The organism is Actinokineospora auranticolor (genome assembly GCF_002934265.1).
GTDB classification, from domain to species: Bacteria; Actinomycetota; Actinomycetes; order Mycobacteriales; family Pseudonocardiaceae; genus Actinokineospora; species Actinokineospora auranticolor.
This window is the reverse complement of record NZ_PTIX01000009.1, coordinates 220,809-246,347: the sequence shown is the minus strand read 5'-3', so window position 1 is coordinate 246,347 and position 25,539 is coordinate 220,809. Positions and strand designations below refer to the sequence as shown.

Annotated in this window: 23 protein-coding genes and 1 pseudogene; 10 read left to right on the top strand and 14 right to left on the bottom strand. The window is 73.0% G+C overall.

The features are described from left to right. Positions 1-2 precede the first annotated feature (2 nt). Positions 3-560 carry a hypothetical protein gene (locus CLV40_RS18555; protein WP_104480194.1) on the top strand — a complete coding sequence of 186 codons (558 nt, stop codon included), beginning with the start codon at positions 3-5 and terminating at the stop codon, positions 558-560. A 51-nt stretch (positions 561-611) separates the two neighbouring features. Continuing rightward, positions 612-1,313 (top strand): alpha/beta fold hydrolase, encoded by a 702-nt coding sequence (locus CLV40_RS18550; protein ID WP_104480193.1) that lies wholly within the window; start codon positions 612-614, stop codon positions 1,311-1,313. 142 nt (positions 1,314-1,455) lie between these two features. On the opposite strand, the gene CLV40_RS18545 is transcribed toward CLV40_RS18550, so the two are convergent. Both CLV40_RS18545 and CLV40_RS18540 read right to left on the bottom strand, forming a co-directional pair. After that, positions 1,456-1,830 (bottom strand): FKBP-type peptidyl-prolyl cis-trans isomerase, encoded by a 375-nt coding sequence (locus CLV40_RS18545; RefSeq protein ID WP_104480192.1) that lies wholly within the window; start codon positions 1,828-1,830, stop codon positions 1,456-1,458. A 105-nt stretch (positions 1,831-1,935) separates the two neighbouring features. Beyond that, entirely contained in the window at positions 1,936-2,643 is a 708-nt protein-coding gene (locus CLV40_RS18540) for a GAF and ANTAR domain-containing protein (RefSeq protein WP_104480191.1), read from the bottom strand. A 144-nt stretch (positions 2,644-2,787) separates the two neighbouring features. Between CLV40_RS18540 and CLV40_RS18535 the strand changes: the two genes are divergently transcribed. Together CLV40_RS18535 and CLV40_RS18530 are read left to right on the top strand one after the other, a co-directional pair. Beyond that, entirely contained in the window at positions 2,788-3,504 is a 717-nt protein-coding gene (locus tag CLV40_RS18535; protein ID WP_104480190.1) for a response regulator transcription factor, read from the top strand. Then, entirely contained in the window at positions 3,504-4,727 is a 1,224-nt protein-coding gene (locus CLV40_RS18530) for a sensor histidine kinase (protein ID WP_104480189.1), read from the top strand. The genes CLV40_RS18535 and CLV40_RS18530 overlap by 1 nt, the downstream gene beginning before the upstream one ends. A gap of 143 nt (positions 4,728-4,870) precedes the next feature. Here CLV40_RS18530 and CLV40_RS18525 read toward each other — a convergent pair whose 3' ends face one another. From CLV40_RS18525 to CLV40_RS18505, 5 genes are all read right to left on the bottom strand, one after another. Beyond that, a complete protein-coding gene (locus CLV40_RS18525; protein ID WP_104480188.1) occupies positions 4,871-5,209 on the bottom strand; it encodes a DUF4180 domain-containing protein in 339 nt (112 codons plus the stop codon). Beyond that, positions 5,206-5,613 carry a helix-turn-helix domain-containing protein gene (locus CLV40_RS18520; protein WP_104480187.1) on the bottom strand — a complete coding sequence of 136 codons (408 nt, stop codon included), beginning with the start codon at positions 5,611-5,613 and terminating at the stop codon, positions 5,206-5,208. The genes CLV40_RS18525 and CLV40_RS18520 overlap by 4 nt, the downstream gene beginning before the upstream one ends. Before the next feature lie 47 nt (positions 5,614-5,660). Next, on the bottom strand, positions 5,661-6,095 hold the full coding sequence (locus tag CLV40_RS18515; protein WP_104480186.1) for a YdeI/OmpD-associated family protein: 435 nt from the start codon (positions 6,093-6,095) through the stop codon (positions 5,661-5,663). 15 nt (positions 6,096-6,110) lie between these two features. Next, on the bottom strand, positions 6,111-9,683 hold the full coding sequence (locus CLV40_RS18510; protein ID WP_104480185.1) for an ATP-binding protein: 3,573 nt from the start codon (positions 9,681-9,683) through the stop codon (positions 6,111-6,113). Between the two features lie 128 nt (positions 9,684-9,811). Beyond that, positions 9,812-10,612, bottom strand: coding sequence for a TetR/AcrR family transcriptional regulator (locus CLV40_RS18505; protein ID WP_104480184.1), 801 nt, complete (start codon positions 10,610-10,612; stop codon positions 9,812-9,814). 69 nt (positions 10,613-10,681) lie between these two features. On the opposite strand from CLV40_RS18505, the gene CLV40_RS18500 reads away from it, so the two are divergent. Together CLV40_RS18500 and CLV40_RS18495 are read left to right on the top strand one after the other, a co-directional pair. Beyond that, positions 10,682-12,967 carry an excinuclease ABC subunit UvrA gene (locus CLV40_RS18500; protein ID WP_104480183.1) on the top strand — a complete coding sequence of 762 codons (2,286 nt, stop codon included), beginning with the start codon at positions 10,682-10,684 and terminating at the stop codon, positions 12,965-12,967. Between the two features lie 76 nt (positions 12,968-13,043). Further along, positions 13,044-14,081 carry a hypothetical protein gene (locus CLV40_RS18495; RefSeq protein ID WP_104480182.1) on the top strand — a complete coding sequence of 346 codons (1,038 nt, stop codon included), beginning with the start codon at positions 13,044-13,046 and terminating at the stop codon, positions 14,079-14,081. On the opposite strand, the gene CLV40_RS18490 is transcribed toward CLV40_RS18495, so the two are convergent. The 4 genes from CLV40_RS18490 to CLV40_RS18475 form a co-directional block, all read right to left on the bottom strand. Beyond that, positions 14,047-15,336, bottom strand: coding sequence for an alpha/beta fold hydrolase (locus tag CLV40_RS18490; protein ID WP_104480285.1), 1,290 nt, complete (start codon positions 15,334-15,336; stop codon positions 14,047-14,049). The two genes, CLV40_RS18495 and CLV40_RS18490, sit on opposite strands and share 35 nt — an antisense overlap. 140 nt (positions 15,337-15,476) lie before the next feature. Further along, positions 15,477-16,268 carry an ABC transporter permease gene (locus CLV40_RS18485; protein ID WP_104480181.1) on the bottom strand — a complete coding sequence of 264 codons (792 nt, stop codon included), beginning with the start codon at positions 16,266-16,268 and terminating at the stop codon, positions 15,477-15,479. Between the two features lie 9 nt (positions 16,269-16,277). Continuing rightward, on the bottom strand, positions 16,278-17,132 hold the full coding sequence (locus CLV40_RS18480) for an ABC transporter ATP-binding protein (protein WP_104480180.1): 855 nt from the start codon (positions 17,130-17,132) through the stop codon (positions 16,278-16,280). After that, positions 17,129-17,515, bottom strand: coding sequence for a GntR family transcriptional regulator (locus CLV40_RS18475; protein WP_104480179.1), 387 nt, complete (start codon positions 17,513-17,515; stop codon positions 17,129-17,131). Before CLV40_RS18475 ends, CLV40_RS18480 begins: the two co-directional genes overlap by 4 nt. A 206-nt stretch (positions 17,516-17,721) precedes the next feature. Here CLV40_RS18475 and CLV40_RS18470 point away from each other — a divergent pair, with 206 nt between their 5' ends. Further along, the gene (locus tag CLV40_RS18470; RefSeq protein WP_104480178.1) at positions 17,722-18,231 is read left to right on the top strand and encodes a macro domain-containing protein; all 510 of its coding nucleotides are present in this window, start codon (positions 17,722-17,724) and stop codon (positions 18,229-18,231) included. A 776-nt stretch (positions 18,232-19,007) separates the two neighbouring features. On the opposite strand, the pseudogene rnhA reads toward CLV40_RS18470, so the two are convergent. Further along, positions 19,008-19,466: pseudogene (rnhA, locus tag CLV40_RS18465) on the bottom strand (ribonuclease HI); the annotation flags it as partial. A gap of 26 nt (positions 19,467-19,492) precedes the next feature. Between rnhA and CLV40_RS18460 the strand changes: the two are divergent. After that, positions 19,493-19,978 (top strand): GNAT family N-acetyltransferase, encoded by a 486-nt coding sequence (locus CLV40_RS18460; protein WP_104480177.1) that lies wholly within the window; start codon positions 19,493-19,495, stop codon positions 19,976-19,978. Between the two features lie 9 nt (positions 19,979-19,987). Further along, positions 19,988-22,177, top strand: a complete 2,190-nt coding sequence (locus CLV40_RS18455) for a hypothetical protein (RefSeq protein ID WP_104480176.1) — start codon at positions 19,988-19,990, stop codon at positions 22,175-22,177. A gap of 507 nt (positions 22,178-22,684) precedes the next feature. Here the strand turns inward: CLV40_RS18455 and CLV40_RS18450 are convergent. Then, positions 22,685-23,713 carry a beta family protein gene (locus CLV40_RS18450; RefSeq protein ID WP_104480175.1) on the bottom strand — a complete coding sequence of 343 codons (1,029 nt, stop codon included), beginning with the start codon at positions 23,711-23,713 and terminating at the stop codon, positions 22,685-22,687. Positions 23,714-23,829: 116 nt separating this feature from the next. Between CLV40_RS18450 and CLV40_RS18445 the strand changes: the two genes are divergently transcribed. After that, positions 23,830-24,822, top strand: coding sequence for a hypothetical protein (locus tag CLV40_RS18445; protein ID WP_104480174.1), 993 nt, complete (start codon positions 23,830-23,832; stop codon positions 24,820-24,822). Positions 24,823-24,828: 6 nt separating this feature from the next. Here the strand turns inward: CLV40_RS18445 and CLV40_RS18440 are convergent, their stop codons facing one another. Further along, a complete protein-coding gene (locus tag CLV40_RS18440) occupies positions 24,829-25,506 on the bottom strand; it encodes an MBL fold metallo-hydrolase (protein ID WP_104480173.1) in 678 nt (225 codons plus the stop codon). Between the last annotated feature and the right edge of the window lie 33 nt (positions 25,507-25,539).

Below are 25,539 nucleotides of genomic sequence, written 5' to 3'. Positions count from 1 at the left end.
TCGTGCGCGTGTTCACTCGGGCTCTTGGTGTCTTAGCCGCCGCCGCGGTCGGTGTCGTCCTGGCCGCGTCCCCCGCGTTCGCCACCGCCCCGACCGCCACCGGCGCGGCGTCCGAGCACGACCCGGTCTTCACCCCCGACGCCGACACCCAGGTGGCGCTGCTGGTCACCAAGCTGACCCACGCCCAGGCCACCGCGCAGCTGACCGCGTCGGGCATCACCTGGTCCTCCAGCGGCAACTGCTCGGACCGCAACAACGCCACCTGCACGTCCTTCGAACAGGTGAACCAGTCGACCATCCAGGGCGCGCAGACCCTCAAGAGCGCCAGCGGCTGCGGCCTCAACATCACCGGCGGCACCGAGGTCGGCCACGCCGCGGGCACCTACAGCCACTACAACGGCTACAAGCTCGACTTCGCCCTCAGCACCTGCCTCACCAACTACATCCACAACACCTTCACCTCCATCGGCGGTGACAAGTGGGAGTCGGCCAGCGGCAACATCTACTACTACGAGTCGAACCACTGGGACGTCACCTACTACACCTGCGGCGGCTGCTGACCCCCTCGCGGGGGCTGCCGGACCCCGGTCCCGGTGCGGCAGGATCACGCCGTGACCGACGGACAGGCGCCCACCCTCGTGCTGCTGCACGGGCTCGCGGGCAGCGGTGAGGTGTGGACCGGGCTCGACGCGGCGCGGCACTGGGCGGGTCCCGTGCGCGCGCCCGACCTGCCCGGCCACGGCACCGCCGCCCCGCTCGACCGCTACACCTTCGGCGGCTTGGCCGCGCGGGTCGCCGAGGGCTTGGACCCCGCCGAGCCCGTGGTGGTGCTCGGCCACTCGCTGGGCGGGGTGGTCGCGCTGGCGCTGGCGTCGGGCTGGTTCGGCGTCCGCGTCGCCGCGGTGGGGGCGCTGGGGGTGAAGGTCAGCTGGACGCCGGAGGAACTGGCCAAGGGCGCCGCGCTCGGGGCCAAACCGGCCAAGGTGTTCGGCACCCGCGAGGAGGCCGCGGCGTGGGCGGGCAGGCTCGCGGGGTTGCCCGCCGGTCCGGTCAACGGCCGTGACGGCGGTTGGCGCGCGGCGGTCGACCCCCGCGCGTTCGCTGTGGGGCGACCGGATCTGCCGGGGCTGCTCGCCGCGGCCCGCTGCCCGGTGCTGCTCGCGGCGGGGGAGACGGACCCGATGTCCCCCGCCGAGCACCTGCGCGCGCTGGTCGCGGATCCCGTGGTGCTGCCCGGGTTCGGCCACAACGCGCACGTCGAGTCGCCGGAGGCCGTGCGGCCGTTGCTGGCGCGGTTGGCCGCGCTGGTGTGAGTGCCGATCTGGTGTGGGTGCCGGTGGAGCCCCGCCCGACGCCGGGTTGTCAGGCGACGGGCGGGGAGCTTCAGACTGTGCCGGTCCGAGCCGACTTACCGCACTCCTCTTACCGCGTGGGCTTAAAGCGCCCTACCGCGTGTCAGTGGACCGCGAGGAGGTCCACCACGAAGATCAGGGTCTCGCCGGGCTTGATGACCGCGCCCGCGCCGCGGTCGCCGTAGCCCAGGTGCGGCGGGATGACCAGCTTGCGCCGACCGCCCACGCGCATCCCCGCCACACCGCGGTCCCAGCCCGCGATGACCCGGCCGCCGCCGAGCGGGAAGTCGAACGCCTCGCCGCGGTTGTAGGAGGCGTCGAACTCCTCGCCGCTGGAGTGGGCCACGCCCACGTAGTGCACCGAGACGACCTTGCCCGGCACGGCCTCGTCGCCCTCGCCGACCTTGAGGTCGGTGACCACCAGGTCGGTGGGCGGCGGGCCGTCGTGCGGCTCTACCTCGGGCTTCTGCTCTGCCATGCGTGCTCCTCGGGTGTCGAGAGCCCCGATCCGCGCCGGATCGGAGTGATCGGTCCGGGCCATCCTCTCCCGGCCGCCGATCTCCCGCCCGAGTGCCCCGTTCCGTCAACCGCGCGCCGCCACCGGGGTGGGCAGGGCGCTGCGCACCACCTCCTCGGCCACCTGGCCGATCTTGAGGTTGTGGTTGCGGGCCAGCCTGCGCAGCTCCTGGAACGACTCGGTGAGCCGGATCCCCTTGCGCTCGGCCAGCACACCCTTGGCCTGCTCGATCACCACCCGGCTGTCCAGCGCGGACTGGAGCTGGTCGGCCAGCACCTGCCGCTGCCGCACGGCCCGCTCGGTGCCGATGCCGACGGCGGCCATGTGCGCGAGGGCGCGGACCGCGGCGATCTCCTCCTCGTCGAAGGGCTCGTCGGCGACCCGGTACAGCACCACCGCGCCCGTCGCGACACCGCGCAGCCGCATCGGCACCGCGTGCGCGTACCGGAACCCGGCCTCCTCGGCGGCGACGCCGAACCCGGCCCAGGCGTCCACCGCGCCCGCCACATCCACCGACGTCGCGCAGCACAGCACCGCCGGGCCCTGGGCGCACTGCAGGTCGAACAGGTCGGCGAACACGCGCTCACCCGGACGCGCGTCCAGCGCCCGGAGGGAGCCGTCACCCTCGGCGAGGACGACGCCCACCGCGTCGGCGCCCGCGAACCGCGCGCAGTGCGCGGCCAGGGAGCGCAGGTAGCCCGACAACCGAAAATCAGGCGCCAGCGTGTCGGAAAGGTCGATCAACACGTCCGCCAACCGCGCCCTGCTCACCATGATCCGCGCCTCGTTCCCAAAAAGGTTTCAGTTATGCCCCGAATGGCGGTCACCCGACCTATGCGGGGTGTTCTCTCCCAGTGATACCGTTCGGTCTTGGCCGCGCCGTCCCAGCCGAATCAACATTTCCTCAACGAGGCCGGAGTGGAATCCGAGAGCGAGTCACTTCCCACCGCCCGACCGGTGGTCATCCTGGTCGAGGACGAGGCCGACCTGGCCGCGATGTCCCGCGACTACCTCGCCCGCGAGGGCTTCCGGGTGCTGCCCGCCGCCGACGTGCGGACCGGGCTGCGGCTGGTCGACAGCGAGGAGCCCGACCTCGTCGTGCTCGACCTCGGCCTGCCCGACGGCAACGGCCTCGACCTGCTGCGCGGGTTGCGCGGCCGGGACAACCCGCTGCCGGTGATCGTGGTGACCGGCCGCGGCGAGGAGGCCGACCGGGTCGTCGGGCTGGAACTCGGCGCCGACGACTACCTGGTCAAGCCGTACTCGCTGCGCGAGCTGGCGGCCCGGATCCGCGCCGTGCTGCGCCGGTCCAAGCCGCCCGCGCCACCGCCGACCGCCATCCGGGTGGGCGGTCTGGAGATCGACACCGGCGCGCGCGAGGTGCGGCGCGCGGGCGAGCCGATCGCGCTGACGCCGCGCGAGTACGGGCTGATCGAGTTCCTGGCCTCGGCGCCGGGCCAGACCTTCTCCCGCGAGCAGCTGCTCGACCACGTGTGGGGCTCGTCGTCGCGCTGGCAGGCGGCGACCACGGTCGACGAGCACGTCTACCGGATCCGGCGCAAGCTGGTCGCCGCGGGCGTGACCGTCCCGAAGATCACCACCGTGCGCGGGTTCGGGTACCGGCTGGACTCCTGATGGACTTCGCCCTGCTGTTCGCCGCCACCCCGTCGCCCTATCTCGTGCTCGGCCCGGACCTGGTGATCGTGGAGGTGAATCCGGCTTATCTGGCGGCGACCGCGACAAAACGCGAAGAACTCCTCGGAAAACACCTCTTCACCGCCTTCCCCGACAACCCGGAACTCGTCGGCGCCGACGGTGTCCGGAATCTGCGGAGGTCGCTGGAAACGGTGCTCGCCACCGGCCTGCCGGACACGATGCCGCTGCAGCGCTACGACATCCCGGTCGGGCCGGGCGGGGAGTTCGTGGAGCGGCACTGGAGCCCGGTCAACACCCCGCTGATCGGCGCCGACGGCGCGATCGCGTACATCCTGCACCGCGTCGAGGACGTCACCGAGCTGGTCGTGGGCCGCACCGGCGACGAGCACCTGCGGGCCAGCCTGGAGCGCATGCGGGTCGACCTGTTCGTCCGGTCGCGCGAGCTCAAGGCCGCCAACGACCGGCTCGCCGAGGCCGGGGCCGCGCTGCGCGCCGAGCACCTGGCGAAGGACCGGTTCTTCGCCGCCGTGTCGCACGAGCTGCGCAACTGCCTGGGCGCGCTGCGCGCCGCCGCCGAGGTGCTGAGCCTGGACGTGGGGGAGCACCCCGCCCTGGCCGTGCTGGAGCGGCAGGTGGACGGGCTCAACCGGATGACCGGCGACCTGCTCGACGCGGGCCGCGTGCTGACCGGCGCGCTGCGCGTCGACCGGCTGCCGGTGCGGATGCGCGACCTCGTGCGCGCGGGTGTCGCCGCGGTCGAACTCGGCGGTCGAGCGGTGGCCGTGACCCTGCCCGACAGCCCGGTGCGGGTGCTGGGCGACCAGGTCCGGCTCGACCAGGTGCTGCGCAACCTGCTGGCGAACGCCGTCCGGCACAGCCCGGTCGACACCGCCATCGCCGTGTCCCTGGCCACCCGGCCGGGGGAGGCAGTGCTGGAGGTCAGCGACACCGGCGCCGGTTTCGACCCGGCGACCGCGGAGTCGCTGTTCGAGGCGTTCACCCGCGCCCCGGGTGCCCGCGGCTCCGGTCTTGGCCTGGGGCTGCTCGTCGTGCGCGGCGTGGTCGCCCTGCACGGGGGAGCGGTCACCGCGCACAGCGACGGCCCCGGCACCGGTGCCCGCTTCCGCGTCACCCTCCCCCTGGAACCGTCCACACCCGACGTCCCGGCGGGCCGTGCCGAACCGGTCCACAACAACCGGTAACGCGCGGGCCGTCCTGGCGATACCAAGAGCGCGGCCCTGTCACCCCCCGACGGCAGGGCCGCTTCCCTTGTCCGGGACCGGGTTCACGCGGCTGTCCACCTTGGTTGGATGGTCCCTGCCGCGCGCCCCGGTGTGGTGTTCGCTCACACCTGGGCGAGTCGGGTCTCGGCCTCGGCCGCGTCGGCGGCGAACCAGAACTGCCTGCCCCGGTTCGCCTCCGCCACGAACGCGCGCAGCGCCTCGCTGCGCTCGAGGTGCGCGGCGATGTCGCCGACCACGACCAGCACCAGCCGGTAGTTGACGAACTTGCCGATGAACGCGCCCGCGAAACCGGTCGACAGGCGGAAGAACCGCTCGTCGAGCCGCTCGACCGGCAGCACCACGGCGGTCGCCCCGGCGCCCCACGCCTCGCCGATGAGGTCGTTCGCGTCGTCGGCGGTGGTCAGCAGCGGGCCGTCGGCCGCGCAGCGCAGCACCGTCACGGTCCTCGTCCCTCCTGGTCGGTGAGGACGTGCACCAGCCGCAGCAGCTCCGCCGTCGCGGCCAGGCCGCCGAGCAGCATCACCGTGAGGCTGGCGTTGTCCTCGTCGTAGGAGATCTGGATCCGCACCCCCTCGCCGCGCGCGGTCGAGGCGGTGAGCAGGGTCGAGATCCGGTCCATGTCGGACCGGCCGATCCCGTCGACCCGCACGGTGGTGGCGGCCTCGGCGCGCCGGGCGGCCACCGGCGGCGGCGCGCCGGTCATGGCCTCCAGGTCGGCGCGGGTGATCCGGTACTGCTTCCCGATCCGGACGGCGTTGAGCCTGCCCTCGCGGATGTACGTGCGCACGGTGCGCACGTGCAGTCCCAGTTCGTCTGCCACCTGCTCCACGGACAGCATCTCCATAGTTATCTAATCTACCGTATCAGTCCCTATGAGTTGGAGACAGGGAGTTATGAGGTAAGGGCGGTCACTACCTTCGCGATCCGGCGCTGCCGGGTGGCCTCGGTCTTGGCGTCCGCCACGGACAGCGCGTGCGCGCGCTGGTGGCTGTAGGACAGCGCGTCGAACGCGGCCCGCGCGCCGCCCTCGGCCAGCGCGGCGGCCAGGTCGTCGGGCACCTCCACCACGCGAGGCTCGGTGTCGACCTCGATGTCGACGTCCACCTCGTCGCCCGCCGCGACCCCGGCCGCGGTCCGGTGCTCCGCGCTCAGCGGCACGAAGAAGTCGCCCCCGTACGGCGCGACCGTCGTCCGGTAGGTGTGCCCGCCCACGGTGACCTTGACCGGCACCCGCTTCTTCGGCCCCAGCGCCTCGACGACGTCGGCGGGGACCCGCAACCCGGTGGCGGTCTTGCCGCCCAGCTCCACAGTGGTCCGAAACCTCATGGCACGCAGTATCGCCTAGTGGACCCGGGCCAGCCGGGTCTCGATGTCGGCTCGGCGGCCCGGGTCGTTCGTGGTGGCGGCCAGCCAGGCGCGGGCGTGCGCGCGGGCCGCGGCCCGGTGCGCGCCCGGCAGGTCGAGCAGCGGGATCAGCACGAACCACGCCTTCGGGTACACCTCGTTGTGGTCCAGCCACCGCAGCGCCTGGTCGACCGCGCGGACCGCCAGCGGGCCCAGGTCGGGGCGGGCCAGCAGCCTGCCGATGACGAACCGGGCGCGGGTGGCGTGGCCGGAGTCGGCGATCCACGTGCACGCGTACGCCATCGCGTGCGCGGCCCACGGCCCGAGGTCGGGGCGGGTCAGCAGCTTGCTCAGCACCGCCGACGCGCCCGCGTGCCCCGGGTTGGCCCGCACCCAGGCCAGCGACCGCACGGTCACCGGCTCGGCCCACACCCCCAGGTCGGGGCGGTCGACGAGCAGGTTCAGCACCTGCGCGGTGCTGGACGTGCCGTCGTGGTCGTCGAGCCAGGTCACCGCCGCCGCGTGCGCCCGCGCGGGCAGGTCGGGGCGGTCCAGCAGGCACTTGAGCACGACCAGGTGCGGCTCGCGCAGGAAGTCCTCCTCCTCGCCCAGCCAGTCCACCGCCAGCGCCACCGCGGCCGGGGCGCGCGCGCCCAGGTCGGGGTGGGTGAGCAGGGACCGCAGGATCAACGCGCGCCCGGGCAGCCGGTGCTCGGCCAGCCACGCCAGCGCGACCTCGATCGCGGCCGTGCCCGTGGTGCGCGGCAGGATCGCGTCGATCAGCGCCGCCGCGTCCGGGTGCAGGCCGTTGGCCGACAGCCACGCCAGCGCGTGCGCGACCACGGTCGACTCGTCCGACCCCAGGTCCTCGTGCAGCAGCAGGTGCCGCAGCGGCACCTCGGTCGCGGGCACGTCCGCGTGACCGCCGACCCACGCGACCGCCCCCGCGAGGTCGCCGCACCCCGACCGGTCGGGGAAGCCGAGCGCGACCCGCATGTCCGGGGCCGCCGGGTGGTCGCGGTGCCCGACGAGCCACCGCAGCGCGTGCGCGGTGACGGTGTCGCGGTGCCCGCCCAGGTCCGGGCGGCGCAGCAGGGCCACCGCGATCGACCCGGACCGCGGGTGCTTGCGGTTCGCCGTCAGCCACGCCACCCCGTGCGCCAGCACGCCACCCGCGTCGGGGCGGCGCAGCAGGCAGGCGATCAGCGGCCCGGCGGTGTGCGACTCGTGGTGCGCGCCCAGCCACTCGCGCGCCGCGGCGGCCACCGCCTGCCCGCGCCCGCCCAGGTCGTCGCGGCCGACGAGCCTGCCGAGCACCGCGCCCGCGACCCGCTCGGCACCGTGCCTGCCCAGCCACACCACCGCCAGGTCGAGCGTGTCGCCGGTGTGCGCGCCCAGGTCGCGGCCGTCGAGCAGGGCTTGGAGCAGGAAACCGCCCGCGAACCGGTCGAGGTTGTCCAGCAGCCACAGCAAACCGTGCCGCACCACCGCCTCGGCCTGCGCGCCGTCGAGCCTGCGCGCGGTGAGCAGCTGCTCCAGGACGTACTGGGCGTTGGGCAGCGCACCGTGCGCGCCCAGCCACTCCAGCCCGGTCGGCACCGCGGAGTCGGTGCGCCGCAACAGGACCGACAGCACCATGGCGCCCTCGGGGCCGCGGTGGCGCGCCAGCCAGTCCAGCCCGCAGCCGATGATCTCCTTGGTGGCCAGGCCCAGGTCGTCGCGGGTGAGCAGCGCGTTGAGCACGTACCGGGAGTCGTCCCGGTCGCCGTGCTCGCCCAGCCACCGGCGCGCGTGCTCGACCGCGACCGCCGCGTCCAGGTCGTCCTGGCGCCTGCCCAGGACCCCGGTCAGCACGTACTGCGCGTCGACGCGGCGCCAGTGCCTGCGCACCCAGTCCAGCGCGGTGCCGACCACGGCGTCGGAGTGCGCGCCCAGGTCGGCCTTGGCCAGCAGCGCGCTGAGCACGAACCCGGCACCCGCCCGGGCGCCGTGCTCGCGCAGCCACAGCACCGCGCCGTCGGACAGGTGCGCCGCGCGGTCGGCGGAGGCGACCGCCAAGCCCTTGAAGTACAGGTGCCGGGCCTGCGCCGTGCGGCCGTGCTCGGCCAGCCACGGGCCGATCAGCGACGGCCACCCGGCCAGCGCGGCCGTCGCCCACGGCGCGCCGCCGAGCAGGGTGCCGAGCGTGTAGCCGCCGGACTCGGTGTCGGCGAGCAGGGTCTGCCCGATCGCCGCGGCGTTGTCCGCGAGCCACTCGCCGCAGAACCCGGCGAGGTCGTCGGCCCGGCCCTTGGCGCCCAGCTCGCGCACCAGCCGCGCGAGGTTCGTGGCGTAGCGGCCCATGGTGCGGGCGTCGTCGACCGCGGGCGCCAGGATGGCCGTGGCCACGCCGCGCCGCACCCGGTCGCCGGGCCCGCTGAGCATGGTCTGCTCCAGCAGCTGGTCGACCACGATGTCGTGCACCACGGCCAGGGTCGGCCCGTCCTCCTCGATCCACCGCATCCGCAGCAGCGTGTCGACGTACTGCCGCGCGTCGTCCCCGGCGGTCTCGGTGTCGCCGAGCACGCCCTCCGCGACCCGCTCCAGCGCCTCGCGCGGCTGCGGGCACGCGGCGACCATCGCCGCGGCCACCTGCAACCCGACGTCCGGCTCGACGCGGTCGAAGGCGCGCTTCGGGCGCGGCAGGACCAGCCCGTCCTCCCAGAGCCTGCTGAGCAACCAGCCCGCGAGGTCGCGGCGCGGGTCGTCCTCCGGGCGCGCGCCGCTGCGTGCCCGGGCTTCGATCTCCCGCGCGACCAGCATCGCGATCACCGGCCTGCGCCCGCACACCCGCTCGACCCACTCGCGGGTGTAGAGCCTGCAGGCGGTCGGGGCCTCCAGGTCGAGGATGGCGGCGCGGATCGCGTCCAAGTGCTCGTGGTCCGCGCGCAGCTCGACGGTCTCGAACTCCAGGTGCACCGGGTCGGCGTCGTCGAGCAGCATCCAGCCGGGCCGCGCGGTGGCCAGCACCGCCACGCGCACGCCCTGGGCGCGGGCGGCCGGGATCAGCCAGCCGCGCAGGTCGGTGTGGTCCAGGCCGCGGCACTCGCTGAGGTAGTCGATGACGACGAGCGCGGGGGCGGAGTCGGCCAGCACCGCGTCGACGATCTGCTCGACGGACTGCTCGCCGCCGAGCACGTGCAGCGCCCGCCAGCCCTGCTGCTCGGCCAGCGCCGCGACCTCCAGGCAGGTGCGCGTCTTGCCCGCGCCCGCCGGGCCGACCAAGACGACGCCGCGGTCGTCGGCGCGCCCGCGCAGGGCTGCGAACAGCCGCGCGGGGTGCGAGGGGTGGTCGTCACCGGGGCCGACGAAGGCCAACCGGTCCGGGGTCAGGTCGCGCAGCCCGGAGAGCCGCGCCAGGCGTTCCTGGTGCGTGAGCACCCCGCGCCCGCCGGGGTCGCCCCGGTAGTGGATCCCGCCGCTGATCGACTGCGCCTGCACGACCACCCGGGGGTTGCCGACCAGCGTGTGGGCCCCGCCCGCACCGCGCCGCACACCGGTCACCGCCGGGAATCGACCGTTCGCGGCCACCCGCTACGCCGTACGACTCCCATCGGCACGCACCCCGCAATCGAGACCCCACTGGGGTGCCAATCATATAGCTCATTGTCAACCGCGTCCGCCCGAGTAAAGGCGGAACGGGCGATCAGGTGTTTTTGTCAAATCGTGTCCGAGGGTGTCCTGGAAACGTCAATACCAGCGACAATGACCTTGAGACCCTCGGCCAGCGCCTGCCGCGCCTCGTTCTCCATGTAGCCGACCGCGTCGTCGTCGGCCGCGTCCCGACCGGCTTCCAGCCAGGTCAGCAGGGGGAACCGGGTCTCGTAGTCCGGCGCGACCGCCGCCAGCACCGGGGAGCGCGCGTACCACCAGTCGGCCTCCGACTGCCCGGTCTCGCGCGCCGCCTGCCGCGACTCCGCCGCCATCGCCGCGGCGCCGCGCACCAGGTGCGTCAGCGCGCCGACGATTCCGCGCGTCCGCCGGGCGGAAACGCCGGTGGGGCGCAGAATGCGCAGCAACCGCTCCATCGCGGCGTTCTCGTTCGGTCCCAGCACCGGCCGCGTCATCGATACCTGCGAAACCCACGGGTGCCGCAGGTGGAAATCCCACGACTCCGCCGCCCACGCCGCGAGCGCGGTCCGCCAGTCCGCGCCGTCGGCGGTGTCCGCCACTAGTTCGGCGTGCACCTGGTCGTACATCAGGTCCAGCAGCTCGGCCTTGTCCGACACGTACGTGTAGAGCGCCATCGCGGTGCGCCCCAGGCGTTCCCCGACGGCGCGCATCGACAGACCCGCCAGCCCGTCGACGTCGGCCACCTCGATGCCCGCCGCCACCACGGCGTCCAGCGTCAGCCCCGGCCGGGGCCCGGGCCGCCGGTCGGGAGCGGCCGCCGACCCGGTGTCGCGCCAGAGCAGCGCCATCGTGCGGCGGGGGTCGCCCTGGGAGGCGAAAATCACCACGAGACATCTCCTTATGCCGTAAAGTGTCGGCGCCAGCCCGTCTAGTTTACGTCGTAAGGAAACCACCTGATGCAGAACCGGCACCCCGCCGACGGCCACGACACCATCCAGGTCCGCGGCGCGCGGGAGAACAACCTGGCCGACGTGTCCCTGGACATCCCCAAGCGCAGGCTGACCGTGTTCACCGGGGTGTCCGGCTCCGGGAAGTCGTCGCTGGTGTTCGGCACCATCGCCGCCGAGTCGCAGCGGCTGATCAACGAGACCTACACCGCGTTCGTCCAGTCCTTCATGCCCGCGCAGAGCAGACCGGACGTCGACGCGCTGCACAACCTCAGCGCCGCGATCATCGTCGACCAGGAGCGCATGGGCGCCAACGCGCGCTCCACCGTCGGCACCGCCACCGACGCGTTCACCATGCTGCGCATCCTGTTCTCCCGCCTCGGCACCCCGCGCCTCGGCGGGGCGGGCGCGTTCAGCTTCAACAACCCCGAGGGCATGTGCCCGGCGTGCGAGGGCATCGGCCGGGTCTCGGCGGTCGACGTGGACGAGCTGGTCGACCGCGACCTCTCGCTCAACGAGGGCGCGATCACCGTGCCGAACTTCGCCGTCGACTCCTGGTACTGGCGGGCGTTCGTCGACTCCGGCCTGCTCGACCCGGACAAGAAGATCCGCGACTACACCGAGCGCGAGCTCGACGACTTCCTGCACAAGCCCGCGACCAAGCTCAAGCTGGACACCTTCAACCTCACCTACGAGGGCCTGGTGGTGAAGGTGCAGCGGCTGTACCTGTCCAAGGAACGCGAGTCGATGCAGTCGCACATCCGCGCCTTCGTCGACCGCGCCGCCACCTTCGCGGTCTGCCCGGACTGCGCGGGGTCGCGGCTCAACGCGGCGGCGCGCTCCGCGACCGTCGAGGGGCACACCATCGCCGAGTGCGCGTCGATGCAGATCAGCGACCTGGCCGCGTTCGCCGCCAAGCTCACCGACCCGGAGGTCGCGCCGCTGATGGCGGTGCTGCGCGGCACGCTGGACTCGCTGGTGGAGATCGGCCTGGGCTACCTCAGCCTGGACCGCGAGTCGGCGACCCTATCCGGCGGCGAGTCGCAGCGGGTGAAGATGGTGCGGCACCTGGGTTCCAGCCTCACCGACGTCACCTACGTCTTCGACGAGCCCACCGTCGGCCTGCACCCGCACGACATCGCCCGGATGAACGACCTGCTGGTCCGCCTGCGCGACAAGGGCAACACGGTGCTCGTCGTGGAGCACAAGCCGGAGGTGATCCGGATCGCCGACCACGTCGTCGACCTCGGTCCCGGCGCGGGCACGCGCGGCGGGCGGCTCTGCTACTCCGGCGACTACGCCGGTCTCGCCGGGTCCGACACTTTGACCGGCCGCCACCTCGGCCACCGCGCCCGGCTGCGGCCCGAACCGCGCACGCCCCAGGGGGTCGTGGAGATCCGCGGCGCCGACACCCACAACCTCGACAACGTCGACGTCGACATCCCGCTCGGCGTGCTGACCGTCGTCACCGGTGTCGCCGGGTCGGGCAAGAGCTCGCTGATCCACGGCTCGCTCTCCAAGCGCGACAACGTGATCGTCGTCGACCAGTCCGCCATCCGCGGGTCCCGGCGCAGCAACCCGGCCACCTACACCGGCCTGCTCGACCCGATCCGCACCGCCTTCGCCAAGGCCAACGGCGTCAAGGCCGCCCTGTTCAGCGCCAACTCCGAGGGCGCCTGCCCGACCTGCAAGGGCATCGGGCTCGTCTACACCGACCTGGCGATGATGGCCGGTGTCGCCTCGGTCTGCGAGGAGTGCGAGGGCAAGCGCTTCACCGCTGCGGTCCTCGCGCACACCCTGCGCGGCAAGAACATCAGCGAGGTGCTGGCCATGTCGGTCGACGAGGCCCACGGCTTCTTCACCGCCGGGAAGGCCGGGGCCGTCCCCGCCGCGCGCCGGATCCTCGACCGGCTGGTGGACGTCGGCCTCGGCTACCTCAGCCTGGGCCAGCCGCTCAACACCCTCTCCGGCGGCGAGCGGCAGCGGCTCAAGCTGGCCATCCGGATGGCCGAGACCGGCGGCACCTACGTGCTCGACGAACCCACCACCGGACTGCACCTCGCCGACGTCGACCAGCTCCTCGGCCTGCTCGACCGGATCGTCGACGCGGGCAACACCGTCGTGGTCATCGAGCACCACCAGGCCGTCATGGCGCACGCCGACTGGCTGATCGACCTCGGCCCCGGCGCGGGCCACGACGGCGGCCGGGTCGTGTTCACCGGCACCCCGGCCGCGCTGGTGGCGGACGCGAACACCCTGACGGCCCAACACCTCCGGGACTACGTCACGTCGTGACCTGGACCGGCTGCGTAACATCGGTACCGGGCCGGTGATCGACTTCCCGGTGGCGCGGTGAGCGGAGGAGCGGGTCGTGGACGGTATCGGCATCACCGTCGCCTTGGCGGACGGCACGCTCTCGGTCACACCGACCAACGCCGTGGGCCGACTGGCCCTCGGCGGCGGCCCGCTCTCCGTGCCGGTGCGCGAGATCGCCGCGGTGACCGTGCACGAGGCGGGGCCGCTGCGCAACGGCAGGCTCGACCTGCGGCTGCGCGACGGCCGCCGCTACCAGCTCGCCTTCACCCGCGCGCACCAGGAGGAGTTCTCCCGGCTGCGCGGCATCCTCGCCGCGCAGAAGGCACCCGTCGTGCCGCTGCCGCGCCCCGCCGACCAGGCGCCGCCGCTGCGCGGTCGCGGCCACTTCGCCCAGCCGGTGGTGGAGATCCAGACCGCGCTGCGGGCGCTGTCCGGTGAACAGTCCACCGGGGAGCGCGTCACCACCGCCGAGCTGCGGCTGCGCGACGGAGCGGTGCAGGTGCTGGTCGAGGGGCACGCGGTCGGGCACCTGCCGCCGGAAGGCGCGGCGGCGTACCGGGTCCCGCTGGAGCGGCTCGGCGGCGCGGGCGCGTGCCGGGCCCGGCTGTGGTGGACCCGCGACCGGCCGGAGTTCGCCGCCTCGGTGGCCCTGGACATCGCGGACCCCGAGTTCGCGCTGCCGATCACTTCCGTCGACCAGGCCGCGCTGCGCATCCCGCCCGGGCGGCCGTTCCAGCTGACCCGCGAGAGCGACCACCTCGACGTGCTCGTGCCGATCATCGACCGCGCCTACCTGCCGGGCCGCGCGCTCGTCGAGGCGAGCCTGCACCTCGACGAGCGGGCGGGGCCGCGCTCGACCAGCGTCGTCGTGGCGCTCCGGGTCGACGGCGCGGAGATCGGCGAACTCGGCAAGCAGACCTCCGGTCGGCTGCGCGCGCTCGTCGGTCCGCTGGAGGAGGCCGGGGTGCCCTGCTACGCCGACGTCCAGTTGGTGGGCAACGCCTTCGCGGTCGAGGGCCGGGTGCTGATCACCCCGCCGGAGGAGCTGCCCGCCGAGTTCATCCAGCGGGTCCAGGGCCTCCTGCGGGCTTGACCACCAACCCGATCAACCGGTCCAGCACCGCGCCGTTGCTGGCCCGCAGCCCGTCGTGGCCCCACTCCGCGGTCAGCCACGGGCGCGCGCCCGCGATGGTCCGCGCGGTCTCCAGCGACAGCTCGCGGTCGACGTACATGTCGTCGCGGTACACCGCCGCCGCCACCGGCACCCGGTTCGCCCGCAGCTGGGCCGCGTCGTAGAGCGGCGGCCAGTCGTCCTTGCGCGCCAACAGGTGCGCGGCCTCGCGGAAGGGGACCAGGGCCGGGTCGGTGTCGAACACCGCGGGGTCGATGACCTCGCCGGTGAACAGCGGCGGGCCCGGGTCGTCGACGCCGAACCCGGTGAACTCGGCCCGGATCCGGCTCCCCGACCACGCGGTGGCGCCGGGTCCGTCGGCGTAGGAAGCCTCGTGCAGCACCGAGTACAGCGGGTAGGTCGCGGTCCAGCCCAGCTCCCGCTCGACCTCGACGAGGAACGCGTCGGACAGGTCCGGGCCGTCGAAAGGGGACTCCAGCAGGTAGTGCAGGCGGGTGCTGCCGGTCTCCGAACCGAGCTGGCTGCCCAGGCTCTGGAACGTCGTCGTGGTCAACGCGCGACCGGAGGGCAGCCGGATGTCGTTCGCGCGCAAGTGGTCCACGACCCGGCGCGCGCGGTCGACGTCCTCGGGGAACCGCTCGTAGTGCGCGGCGTTGCGGTCCACGACGGTCGCGAAGAGCCTGCGGTAGACGTCATCCGCGGTGACGCCGAGGCCGGGGACGCCGCCGGTGATGAGGACCTCCTTGAGGCCTTCCGGGGCGAACGACAGGTAGGTGACCGCGCAGTAGCCGCCGAAGCTCTGCCCCAGCACGCTCCACTGGTCCACCGACAGCGCTTTGCGCACCAGCTCGGCGTCGCGCACGATCGAGTCCGCGCGGAACCGGGTCAGGTACTCGGCTTGCCGCGCCGGGCTTCCCAGGCGCGCCAGGGTGTTGCGGGTGACCGGAGTGGAGCGGCCCGTGCCGCGCTGGTCGAGCAGCAGCACCCGGTAGTCGGCCAGGGCCCGCCGCAGCCAGCCCTCGCCGCCGAGCGGTCGGGGGGAGGAGAAGCCGGGGCCGCCGTTGAGGTACAGCAGCCACGGCCGCTCCTCGCGGTCGCGGCGGACCTCCCGCCCGTACACCTCGATCGTGGGGCCGTCCGGGTCGGCGTGGTCCAGCGGCACCGTGAAGGTGTGATCCGACAGCCAGAACCGGTCCCGTGTCGCGGGCTCACTCATGGCCGCGGCGCGCGCCACGGGACGGCACGCGCTGGGGGCCGCCGCCGCGGCCCGGGGGAACACACCTCACGGGAGCAACCCTACCCAGCGCGGTGGCCCGGCGTGATCACCCGTCATCGCCAGTTGCCACTCCCGGTCGTTCACGCTCGGCGCCGCACGGCCGCGACCGCCGCCCCGGCCAGCGCGAGCGACGCGGTGCCCAGGATCGCCGCCTCCGTCCACTGGAACCGCCAGTACCGGTCGGCGGGCTGGACCAGCATGCCCGGGACAGCCGCGCTCGGGCCGAGGACCGGCTTGACGAACAGCCACCGGTCGGCGCCCGCGAACACCTGGCCGTCGAACGGGCCGTCCATCGGGACCAGGACGGGGTCGACGTAGTAACCCCGCAGCCTGGTCAGGGCCAGCATCACCACGAGCAGCGCGCCGACGGTGACGGCCATGGCCGCGACCGTCCGGCGCAGCACCGCGCCCAGTGCCGCGCCGAGCAGGAAGGCGAACAACCACCACAGGCCGGGGACCACGCCGGTCAGGACGAAGTAGCCGTGGGCGAACCGGTTCGCCTCGGGGATGCCCGCGTAGTGGTCGAGCCAGGCCTGCACCATCACCCCGAAGAGCAAGCCGCCCGCCGTGACCGCGGTGCCGAGCAGCGCCAGTTTCACGGCGACCCACCGGTCGCGGGAGACGGATTGGGTCCAGGCCAGCAGGGCCGTGCCGCGCTCGTGCTCGGCGGCGACCAGCGGCGCGCCCCAGAACACGCCGACGGCCACGGGCAGGATCGGCAGCCAGGTCATCAGCGGCGCCAGCACGCCGAACCCGGCGTCGTCGACGGTCGCGGTCGCGGCGTTGACCAGCAGCGCGGTGCCGATCGCGACCAGCAGGGCCGCGGTCGCCGCGACCTGAGCCCGGTGCTGGCGGAAGGTGAGCCACAACATGGTCGCTCCTCAGGCGCTTGTCAGGGTGGGCCGGGGGAGCGCGGCGGCGTCGGGGCTGCGCAGGTAGGCGAGCACCAGGTCCTCCAGCCCCACCGCGCGCCGCGTCCACTGCGGACTCAACGGACCGGGGTCCCCGTTGACCAGAAGGGTCGACTGGCGGGCGGCGTCGGCGCGGTCGACCACCTCCGTGCGGGCCGCGACGGCGTCGACCTCGGCGGCGGGGCCGGTGAGCAGTCGGTGCTCGTCGACCAGGTCGTCGACGGCACCGCTGACCTGCACCCGGCCCCGGTTGAGCACGACCAGCCAGTCGCAGGTGTTCTCCAGGTCGGACACGACGTGCGAGGACAGCAACACGGTCATCCCGGAGTCGGCGACGGCGGCCATCAGCGCGCGCATGACCTCGTGCCGCGCCAGCGGGTCCAGATTGGACAGTGGCTCGTCGAGGACGAGCAGTTCGGGCCGCTTGGCGAGGACGAGCGTCAGCGCCACCTGCGCCCGCTGCCCACCGGACAACGCGCCGATCTTGGACTTCGGCGACAGGCCGAGCTCGGCGATCCTCGCGGTGGCGAGGTCGCCATCCCACGAGGGGTTGAGCTCACGGCCGAACCGCATCGTCTCGGCGAGGGTGAACCCTTGGTAGAGCGGCTTTTCCTGAGACAGAAAGGCGACCGCGCCCGCCGCGGTGACCTCACCCGCCGTGGGCCGGATGAGCCCGACGGCCAAGCGCAGCAAGGTCGTCTTACCCGCCCCGTTAGGACCGACGAGCGCCGCGACCCGCCCGCGGGGGATGGCGAGCGAACAGTCCCTGAGCGCCCACTTCCGACGAAAGCGCTTGCTCAACCCCGTTGTGCTGAACGCGTTCACGCTGTCCGTTCCCCCTGTGTCTCCGCCGCGACCGCGTCGAACAGCGCTCGGATGTCCTCCGGCCCGAGCCCGGCCGCCCTGGCGTCCCGGAACCAGGCGTGCAGCGCGGTGCGGAGGTGGCCGTGGTCGGCCCGCGCGCCGAGTCCGCGTTCGATGAAGGTGCCGAGGCCGGGCCTGCCGATCGCCAGTCCCTCGCGTTCCAGCTCGCGGTAGGCCTTGAGAACGGTGTTCGGGTTGATGGCGAGTTCGGCCACGACCTCCTTGGCCGTGGGCAGCTTGTCGCCCGGCCGCAGGACCCCGAGGCGCAACGCCTGTTTGACCTGGTGGACGAGCTGGAGATAGGTCGCGACACCGGACCGGCGGTCCAGGTGGAAGATGAGCACGACACCTCATTTCACTAGTTTATTAGTGAAATGGTGAAGGTGGTCGGCGGCCGGTGTCAAGCGGGCACGGTGATCTTGGCGGGTGGAGGTGGTCACAGGTCTGCCTGACCGCTCTCCGGTCCCTCTGGGACGAGATCCCCGGCTGCCCCCCTACGCCCTGGGAAAAACGCGGTGCCGTCGAGGCTCGGGCGCGCCATGCTGGTGCCATGCCGACGATCGAGGTAGCCCGGGGCGACATCACCCGCGAACACGTCGACGCCATCGTCACCGCCGCCAACGAGTTCCTCATGGGCGGCAGCGGCGTCGACGGCGCCATCCACCTCGCGGCGGGCCCCCGGCTGGCGACCGCGGGCAACCGCCTGGCCCCCTGCCACCCCGGCGACGCGAAGACGACCCCGGCTTTCGACCTGTCCCCGCGCGTCACCCACGTGATCCACACCGTGGGTCCCGTGTGGTCGGGCGGCACCGACGGCGAACCAGAAACCCTGGCCTCCTGCTACCGCCGCTGCCTGGAGGAAGCCGACCGCGTCTCCGCCACGTCCATCGCCTTCCCCGCCATCTCCACCGGCGTCTACGGCTACCCACCCGCCGAAGCCGCCGAGATCGCCGTGACCACCCTCCGCGCCACCCCCACCCAGGTCATCCTCATCCGCCTCGTAGCCTTCGACGAGGCCACCCACGCTCTCTTGACCGACGCACTCGGCCGCGAGCCCTGAGCGGGCCACGAGGCTTTCGCCCACCGACCTCCACGCGTGGGCGACCTCCACCCCGGACTCCCACGGGCCCTCACCGTCCGCCACCCGTGCCCGCTGGACCCGGGGGTCGGGTCGCGAAGCCGTCACCCGCCCGCCGACCTCCACCCGTGGGCGACTGACCTCCGCTCGGAACCCCATGGCGCCCCCGTCCGCCACAACCCGGCCCCAAGATCGCGAGTTGTCCACAGCCCCACAGTCGACCTTCCGGTTTCGTCGGTGCTCGCCGGTAGAATGGATTTCGGGGGCCGGAGGCACACCAAGATCACCGCAGCGCGCCTCACCGGCCGCTCAAGGCGAACCCGCGCGGCGACCGGAACCCCTTCCGGCCGCGGCCCTCATCCGGCGAGAAGTCCTGACTTGAGTCGGGACGCGAACACGCCCTCTCCCGACACCGCGATCGCACGGTCCGCCGCCGCTCGCCTCGTCGGCTGTTCGCGGTGACCGAACGCCCAGCGGCGCCGTCATCTGGCTCGTCGATGAGGCTCGGCCGGTCAGGTCGCGAACAGGCCCTCGTCCGGCACCGCGTCCCCTCGATCCCTGTGGTGGACGCACGGACCGCCGCCGGTCGCCGCCGCGCAGCGCTTGCCGTTGCGCAGCAGCGCGCCGCATTGCGCGGCCGGGTCGTGCAAATGGCACAACCCCGACGGGCCCGCGTTCGCCGAGCACGGCGCGCCGGACTTGGTCGTCGCGGTGCACGGGCCCGTCTTCCTCGGCTTCGGGGCGGCAGGCGCGTCAGCACGCACCCCCGCGTCGCTCGCCTCCTTCGCCCCGCGCACGGCCAACCGGTCGGCCCGCTCGTTCTCCGGGTGACCCGCGTGCCCCTTCACCCACCGCCACTCGACGTCGTGGGCGGTGGTGGCCGCCTCCAGGCGTTTCCACAGGTCGTCGTTCTTCACCGGTTGCTTGGCGCTGGTCAGCCAGCCGTTGGCCTTCCAGCGGGGGAGCCAGGACGTGATGCCGTCCTTGACGTACGTGCTGTCGGTGTAGACGCGCACCACCGACGGGCGCGTCAGGCTCTCCAGCGCGCGGATGGGGGCCATCAGCTCCATGCGGTTGTTCGTCGTCGAGGCGGTTTCGCTGCCGTACAGCTCCCGCTCGTGCCTGCCGTAGCGCAGCACCGCGCCCCAGCCGCCCGGCCCGGGGTTCGGGCTGCACGCCCCGTCGGTGAAGATCTCCACAACCGGCTCGTCCCGCACCGGTGCAGATTACTAGGCTGGGTCGGGTGATCAGGGTCCGCACGGCAAGCCCCGGCGACGGCGCCGCCCTCGGCGAGATCCACGCCGCCTCCTGGGCCGCCGCCTACGGCCCGTTCTTCGCCGCCGACTTCGCCGAGGCGGGCGTCCGCGACCGCCGCGACCGCTGGCACGCCCGGGTCGGTGCCGACCTGCTGCTCCTCGCCACCCTCGACGACCGGCCACTGGCCCTGTCCTACAGCGTCGACTCGCCGACCCGCCCGGGTCTCGCCGAGCTGCACAGCTTCTACGCCCACCCCGACGCGTGGGGCACCGGCGTCGCCCAGGCGCTCGTGACCGAGACCCTGCGCCGCCTGAGCGCCTACCCGGCCGTGCACCTGTGGACCCTCGAGGGCACCCCGCGCTCACGTCGCTTCTACACCAAATCCGGCTTCACCCCCACCGGCGCCACCCGCCCCCACGACTTCGGCGACGGGAACCCACTGCCGCAACTGGAGTACGAGCGCACCCTCTAGGCTCCCCGCATGACGCAGCCGGACTGGGACACCCTGGAGCACGCCTACGGCACCGCCGAGGACACCCCCGAACTCTTGGCCCGCCTGCGCGGCGACGACTGGGCGGACGCGGTCGACGAGCTGTCCGCGTCGATCCTGCACCAGGGCAGCGTCTACCCGGCGACCGTCGCGGCCCTGCCGTTCCTTGTGGACACCGCCCTCGACACGACCGCCCCCGGCCGTGCGGGCGCCCTGTGGTTGCTGCGCGGCTACGCCCAGTCGATCGCCCTGGGCGCCAGCGGCGTGTCGACGTACCTGCCGGACGACGTCGACGTCGACGAGTTCGACCGCTCGGCCCGCGCGGGCCTGGCTGACATCATCCACTCGATACTGTCTCTTGTGGATGACCTGGATCCCTTGGTGCGGGCCGAGGTCTACGGCTTCGCCACCCACGTGACCGGCGCCGGTCCCGTCTTGCGTCACAGACTCACCGCCGAGACCGACCCCACGGCCGCCGCCGCGTTGATGGAACCCCTGCTCGTCCACGACGAACTCACCGCCGACGAACTCGCCACCGTCCGCGCCCGCGCCGACGACACCGTTACCTTCGCCGCCGCTTGGTCGGCGGTGGCGAAGGGCAAGGCGCTGCCGGGCACCGTGGACGACCTCGTGCGTCTCTGGAGCACCCAGGCCACCACCGAGCTGTCCCTCGAATCCCTGGCCTACAACGCGGGTAGCCACGCGATCCCGGTCCTCGAACGACTCCACGGGATCGTGTCCACAACGGACCTGACCGAAGGCTGGCTGGCCGCCGCGACGGTGTCCCGGTCCGCGACCGAACCCGCCCTCAACGGCCTGCTCGCCCTCGCCACATCCAGTCCCGAGCCCCCGACCGACCGTGCTCCCGGCGACCTGCTCGAACCGGACTCACACCCCGCGGCAGATCCCGGAATCGAGGCCCCGTCCAGCACCGCCGCGTCGGTCACCGATGGTCTCCCCACCTCCCCGGCGGAAGCCGCCGGGCTGATCGCCGCCCTCGCGGAGATCCGCGTCGCCATTCCCGACCCGCGGATCGACGACGCGATCGTCCGGCTCGGCGCGGCCGATCCCGCGTCCGCCGCGACCGCGCTCTTCACCGCCCGCGACCCGCGCTGGTTCCCCTTGGCCCAAGCCGCGACCCGGCTCCCCGAGGAACCCACCGTCACCACCCGCCGAACACGGACCAGCTTCGCCGTGTCCCTCATCGGTTTCCCCGCGCGGCGCAACCCGACGGACTGGGCCGCCGCGGACCTGTTGACGGTCGCCACCGCCGCGCTCGCCGCGTGGCCGTCGTCGTTGTGGGTCGACGTGCTCGCGGCGCTGCCCGCGTCGGAAGCCACCGTCCGCGCGGCCGTGTCCGCGCTCCCCGCAGCACCGAAGGAGGTCGCCGAGTACTTGGCCCACCAAGCCCCATCCCTGTACCCGCCATCGCTGCGCGCCTTCGTCGAGCAGGCACTCGACGCCGCCGACCCGGGCGGCGCGGAAGCGTGGTTCACCGCCGCCCGCGCCGTCCTCGGCCCACCCGAGGAACGCGAATCCACCTTCGCCCAGGCCTGGCACCTGGCCGACACCAGCGGCTCCCTCCTGACCGCCTGGTCGCGTTTCCCCTCCCCATCCCTGCGCGAGGCTTGCCGCTCGTTGCTCAACGGCACCGCCGAGACATCGTTCCCCGGGCGCCACCGTCAGCTGACCGCGGCCGAGATCCTCCCCGAGCACGCCTGGCCCACCGTCCTGGCCATCACCAACGAGGCCGAACTCCCACTCCTCGCCGCCATCACCGTCGGCACCACCCTCGTCGCCGCCGACCCCACCCGCCGCGCGGCCTGGGTGGCCGTGCTCACCGACATCGCGCACAACGGCCGCGAAACCTGGTCCGGCCCAGACCCCTGGTCGTCGGCGATAGCGGTGACCACCCTCCAATCCCTCAACGAGATCACCCCCACCGACGCCACCACCATCGCCCTCAACGCCCTGCACACCTCAATCCCCCTCAGCCGACTGGCCCGCATAGCCCCACCAGTCACCCAAGCCCTCCGCACGGCCCTCAAAACCCAACCCGACCTCCACCCCACGATCGCGGCATCCCTGAACCCGCTGATCGAGGGCGACGACCGCCTCCCCGTCGACAACATCACCGAGGACGTCCAAGTCCTCGCCGCCCTCCGCGACACCTTGCGCTGACTTCTCACACCTGTCGGAACACCGGCGACCGCGAACGTCCCGCGACACGAGATCGCTCCACTCGACATGATCTTCCGGCGCCGGTTCCCCCGGCGGGTCCGGATCTTCGGGTGAAGGACCACGTACGCGAAACCCGTCGCGGCCGCAGCGAGTCCGAGGTCACCGGGGCCGGACTGGCCGAGCGGCTGCTCACGATCGGCGAGGCGGTGGTCTCACGGCCGAACCGGTGGTGGTCGGCCAACCGCTCGCGGACCGGTCGGTCATCGATCGCGGCACGGAGCGTCGTGCCCGGCGGTCCGGCGCCGATGGGTGGGAATCGGTACGACTCCGCCGTGCGGTCACGTGCGAGGTCGACACGGCTCGCGGGACCTTCTTGGCGAAGGCGCTGGGGAGGGTGATCCGAACGGGCGGCGCTCACATCGCCAGTTCACCGGTGCCGATATCGCGGTTCCGGCGATCCGTGAGGGTTGGCGTCTCGCCCGTTTCCCCACCGGCCGACGGCCTGGGTCACCACTCCGACGGGCCCCGCCGGGTGAGGTGGGCCACGTGGTGCGAGGTCGCCATGGCGACCCAGGTCGAGGTGGTGCTCGCACCGCGGACGCCGCCTCGTCGGCAGCCCGACAGTTCCCGATCACCCCACGAGAACGCGGTACCCGCGAAGTCCTTTCGGGCCACCAACTCCGACGCCAGGTCGGCGAACCCCGCCGCCGCGGCGCGCTCCACCGCCTTCTCCAGCGGCCGCCGCAACGCGACCACGTGGCCCGGGGTCGTGTAGTAGAGGTACGGGTGGACCGACCGCTTGCCCGGGGTACTGGGCGGCGGGATCGCGGGGTGGACCACCCCGTAGTCGCCGTAGTGGACCGGCACCTCGTCCGACACCGCCTGCCACAGCGCCAACTCCGGCCGCGCGCGGGTGGTGGTCGTGTATCCGTTGCGCTTCGCGGGGATCGAGCCCGCCAAGACCGTGACCGCCGCCGGGCCGAGCCGGTCCACCAAGGCGCGCGCGAACGGCACAACGGACTCCGGGCGCGCGTCGTCGACGTATCCCAGGTCGATGACCGCGTGCACCCCCTTCGCCCGAGAACCCCGCACGACCCGCCGCAGCCGGTCGTCGAGGCAGGCAGGCGCCAGGTCGTGGAACCTGATGACGACATCGCGCGGGCGGTGTTGCTGGAGGAGGGCCACCGCGGCGAGTTCGCTGTCCGAGGCGTTGTCGTGGACAACGGGAATGATCGCGGGCACGTCCAGGGACAGTTGGCCGTCCAGGGTCGACTCGATGTGGTCGTCCAGAAAGGCGAACGACCCACCCGGGAACCGCGCCCCGCCCATCGCCCGGACATCCACCCACACCGGTTGGCCGCGCTCCGCCATCTGGACCGCCGCCTCCGTGAACATGGGCAGCAACCGCCCGCCCTCGATCCGGACCGAGTCGAGCAACTCCACGAGGATCCTGGGCGCGTGCCCCGCCCCGAGGCGCATCACCGCGCCGAACTCGCCCACCTTGCTCTTCAGCACCACCAGCGGAACGAACCGCATCGCCACGACCTCCCCGGCACCGGGACCGCGACTTCGATCATGTTCGGTGGCGGCGCCCGCGCACCGCCACCGGACGGGTGAGATCGCGTAGAAATGGGGCAGCGAAGGGAGTCCGGATGCCAGGGGCGCGCGTCATCCTCGACACGAACATCTGGTCCGCGATCGGGGACGAAGGCGTGGCGCGGGATTTCGACACGCTGATGCGGCAGCGCGGATACGAGGTCCTCGTGCCGCCGAGCACCCTCCTCGAGGTCGTCCGGCTCCGTGTCCCCGAGGCCCGGCAACGCATAGTCGAGGCACTCGCGAGGGGATACCGGTCGCGGCTCCGCTCCGAAGCCGAGTCCGAAGCCGGGGAAATCGTCCGCGCCATCCGGGAGCTGCGACCGGGGTGGATCCGGTCGAGGCCGGACACCGCCAGGGTCGCGTCGCTGAACTCGTACTGGACCAAAGGGGTGTGGCGAGAGGCGCTGGACGACTCGACCGAGATGCACCGGTACCTGCGCACCGTGGGCGCGGTGAAGCCGGCACACCTGCTCGCCGTGCAACGCGAGCAACGCGCGAACTTCCTCAGGGACAAGACCCGGGTGCGGCCGTTGACCGAGGTGGTCGTGGCGGCCACGCCCGACGACGCCGAGAGGTCCTTGCCGGGCTGGTCAGGCGACCCCACCGAGCTGTGGCGGATCGAGGCGCGGCACGTCTTCTGGCACGAACTGGTCGACGTCGCCGGTCGGGCCGTGGTCACCAAGGAGGACACGACCTACGCCGACTGGATCGGCGCCCACGTCGACCTGGCGAAGCTGCGACGCGCCCCCGAGGACTTCACCGCGTTCTGGCTGCGGGACGTGGAACCGGCGGCGGTGCCCCGGCAGTGGTTGCGCTGGGCCGTGCGCATCGTCCAAGCCGACCACAAGGTCACCGACGGCAACCCCCTGGACGAGCAGCACAGCTCCTACCTCGTCGACTGCGACCTCGTGCTGTCCGCGGACCGGCGGTACGTGTCCGTCCTGGAAGCGGTCCGCGCCGACGCGCCGTTCGCGATCGCCGAGCCGAGGCTGGTGTCGGGCGACCGGCGCGTGCCGGTCATGGACCGGCTCGCCGACGCGCTCTAGCCGGCCTCACCAGCCCCGTTCGCGCCACTCGTCCAGGTGGGGGCGTTCGGTGCCGAGGGTCGAGTCGTCGCCGTGGCCGGGGTAGAACCAGGTGGTGTCGGGAAGGGCGTCGAAGATCCGGGTGCGGACGTCGGTCAGCAGCGACGTGAAGTTCTCCGGGGTGGACGTCTTGCCGACGCCGCCTGGGAATAGGGAGTCGCCGGTGAAGAGGTGGGGGACGCCCCCGGGGTCGCGGTAGAGCAGGGCGATCGAGCCCGGGGTGTGGCCGCGGAGGTGGATGACCTCCAGTGTGACTTCTCCCACATCAATCGTGTCCCCGTGCGCCACGAAACGATCCGGGGGGACCGGTAGCGGGGCCGCGTCCAGCTCGTGCGCGATCGTGTTGGCGCCGAACGCGCCCGCCGTCGCGCCCAAGGCCTGCCAGTGGTCCGGGTGCTGGTGGGTCGTCACGATCGTGCGGAGCGTGGGGCGCTCCTGGTCGTACCCGATGAGGTCGGACAGCCTCTGCGGGTCGTTGGCGGCGTCCACCAGCAACGCCTCCCGGCTGGCCCGGCAGATCAGCAGGTACGCGTTGTTGTCGGCCGGCCCGACGGACACCTTGGTGATCGTCAGCGCGGGGAGCGTGCGGCGGGCGGCGGGGCCGCCCGGCTCGACATGGCCGGTGTAGTCGTCGACGAGGTCCACGGTCGCCGAAGGTAGCCTGCTCGGCCGGACCTT

Bases quoted from the DNA above. Each gene is read 5' to 3' on its own strand.
- CLV40_RS18545 (WP_104480192.1), bottom strand. From the start codon at position 1,830: ATGGCAGAGCAGAAGCCCGAGGTAGAGCCGCACGACGGCCCGCCGCCC.
- CLV40_RS18540 (WP_104480191.1), bottom strand. From the start codon at position 2,643: ATGGTGAGCAGGGCGCGGTTGGCGGACGTGTTGATCGACCTTTCCGAC.
- CLV40_RS18530 (WP_104480189.1), top strand. From the start codon at position 3,504: ATGGACTTCGCCCTGCTGTTCGCCGCCACCCCGTCGCCCTATCTCGTG.
- CLV40_RS18520 (WP_104480187.1), bottom strand. From the start codon at position 5,613: ATGGAGATGCTGTCCGTGGAGCAGGTGGCAGACGAACTGGGACTGCAC.
- CLV40_RS18515 (WP_104480186.1), bottom strand. From the start codon at position 6,095: ATGAGGTTTCGGACCACTGTGGAGCTGGGCGGCAAGACCGCCACCGGG.
- CLV40_RS18500 (WP_104480183.1), top strand. From the start codon at position 10,682: ATGCAGAACCGGCACCCCGCCGACGGCCACGACACCATCCAGGTCCGC.
- CLV40_RS18490 (WP_104480285.1), bottom strand. From the start codon at position 15,336: ATGAGTGAGCCCGCGACACGGGACCGGTTCTGGCTGTCGGATCACACC.
- CLV40_RS18485 (WP_104480181.1), bottom strand. From the start codon at position 16,268: ATGTTGTGGCTCACCTTCCGCCAGCACCGGGCTCAGGTCGCGGCGACC.
- CLV40_RS18470 (WP_104480178.1), top strand. From the start codon at position 17,722: ATGCCGACGATCGAGGTAGCCCGGGGCGACATCACCCGCGAACACGTC.
- CLV40_RS18455 (WP_104480176.1), top strand. From the start codon at position 19,988: ATGACGCAGCCGGACTGGGACACCCTGGAGCACGCCTACGGCACCGCC.
- CLV40_RS18450 (WP_104480175.1), bottom strand. From the start codon at position 23,713: ATGCGGTTCGTTCCGCTGGTGGTGCTGAAGAGCAAGGTGGGCGAGTTC.
- CLV40_RS18445 (WP_104480174.1), top strand. From the start codon at position 23,830: ATGCCAGGGGCGCGCGTCATCCTCGACACGAACATCTGGTCCGCGATC.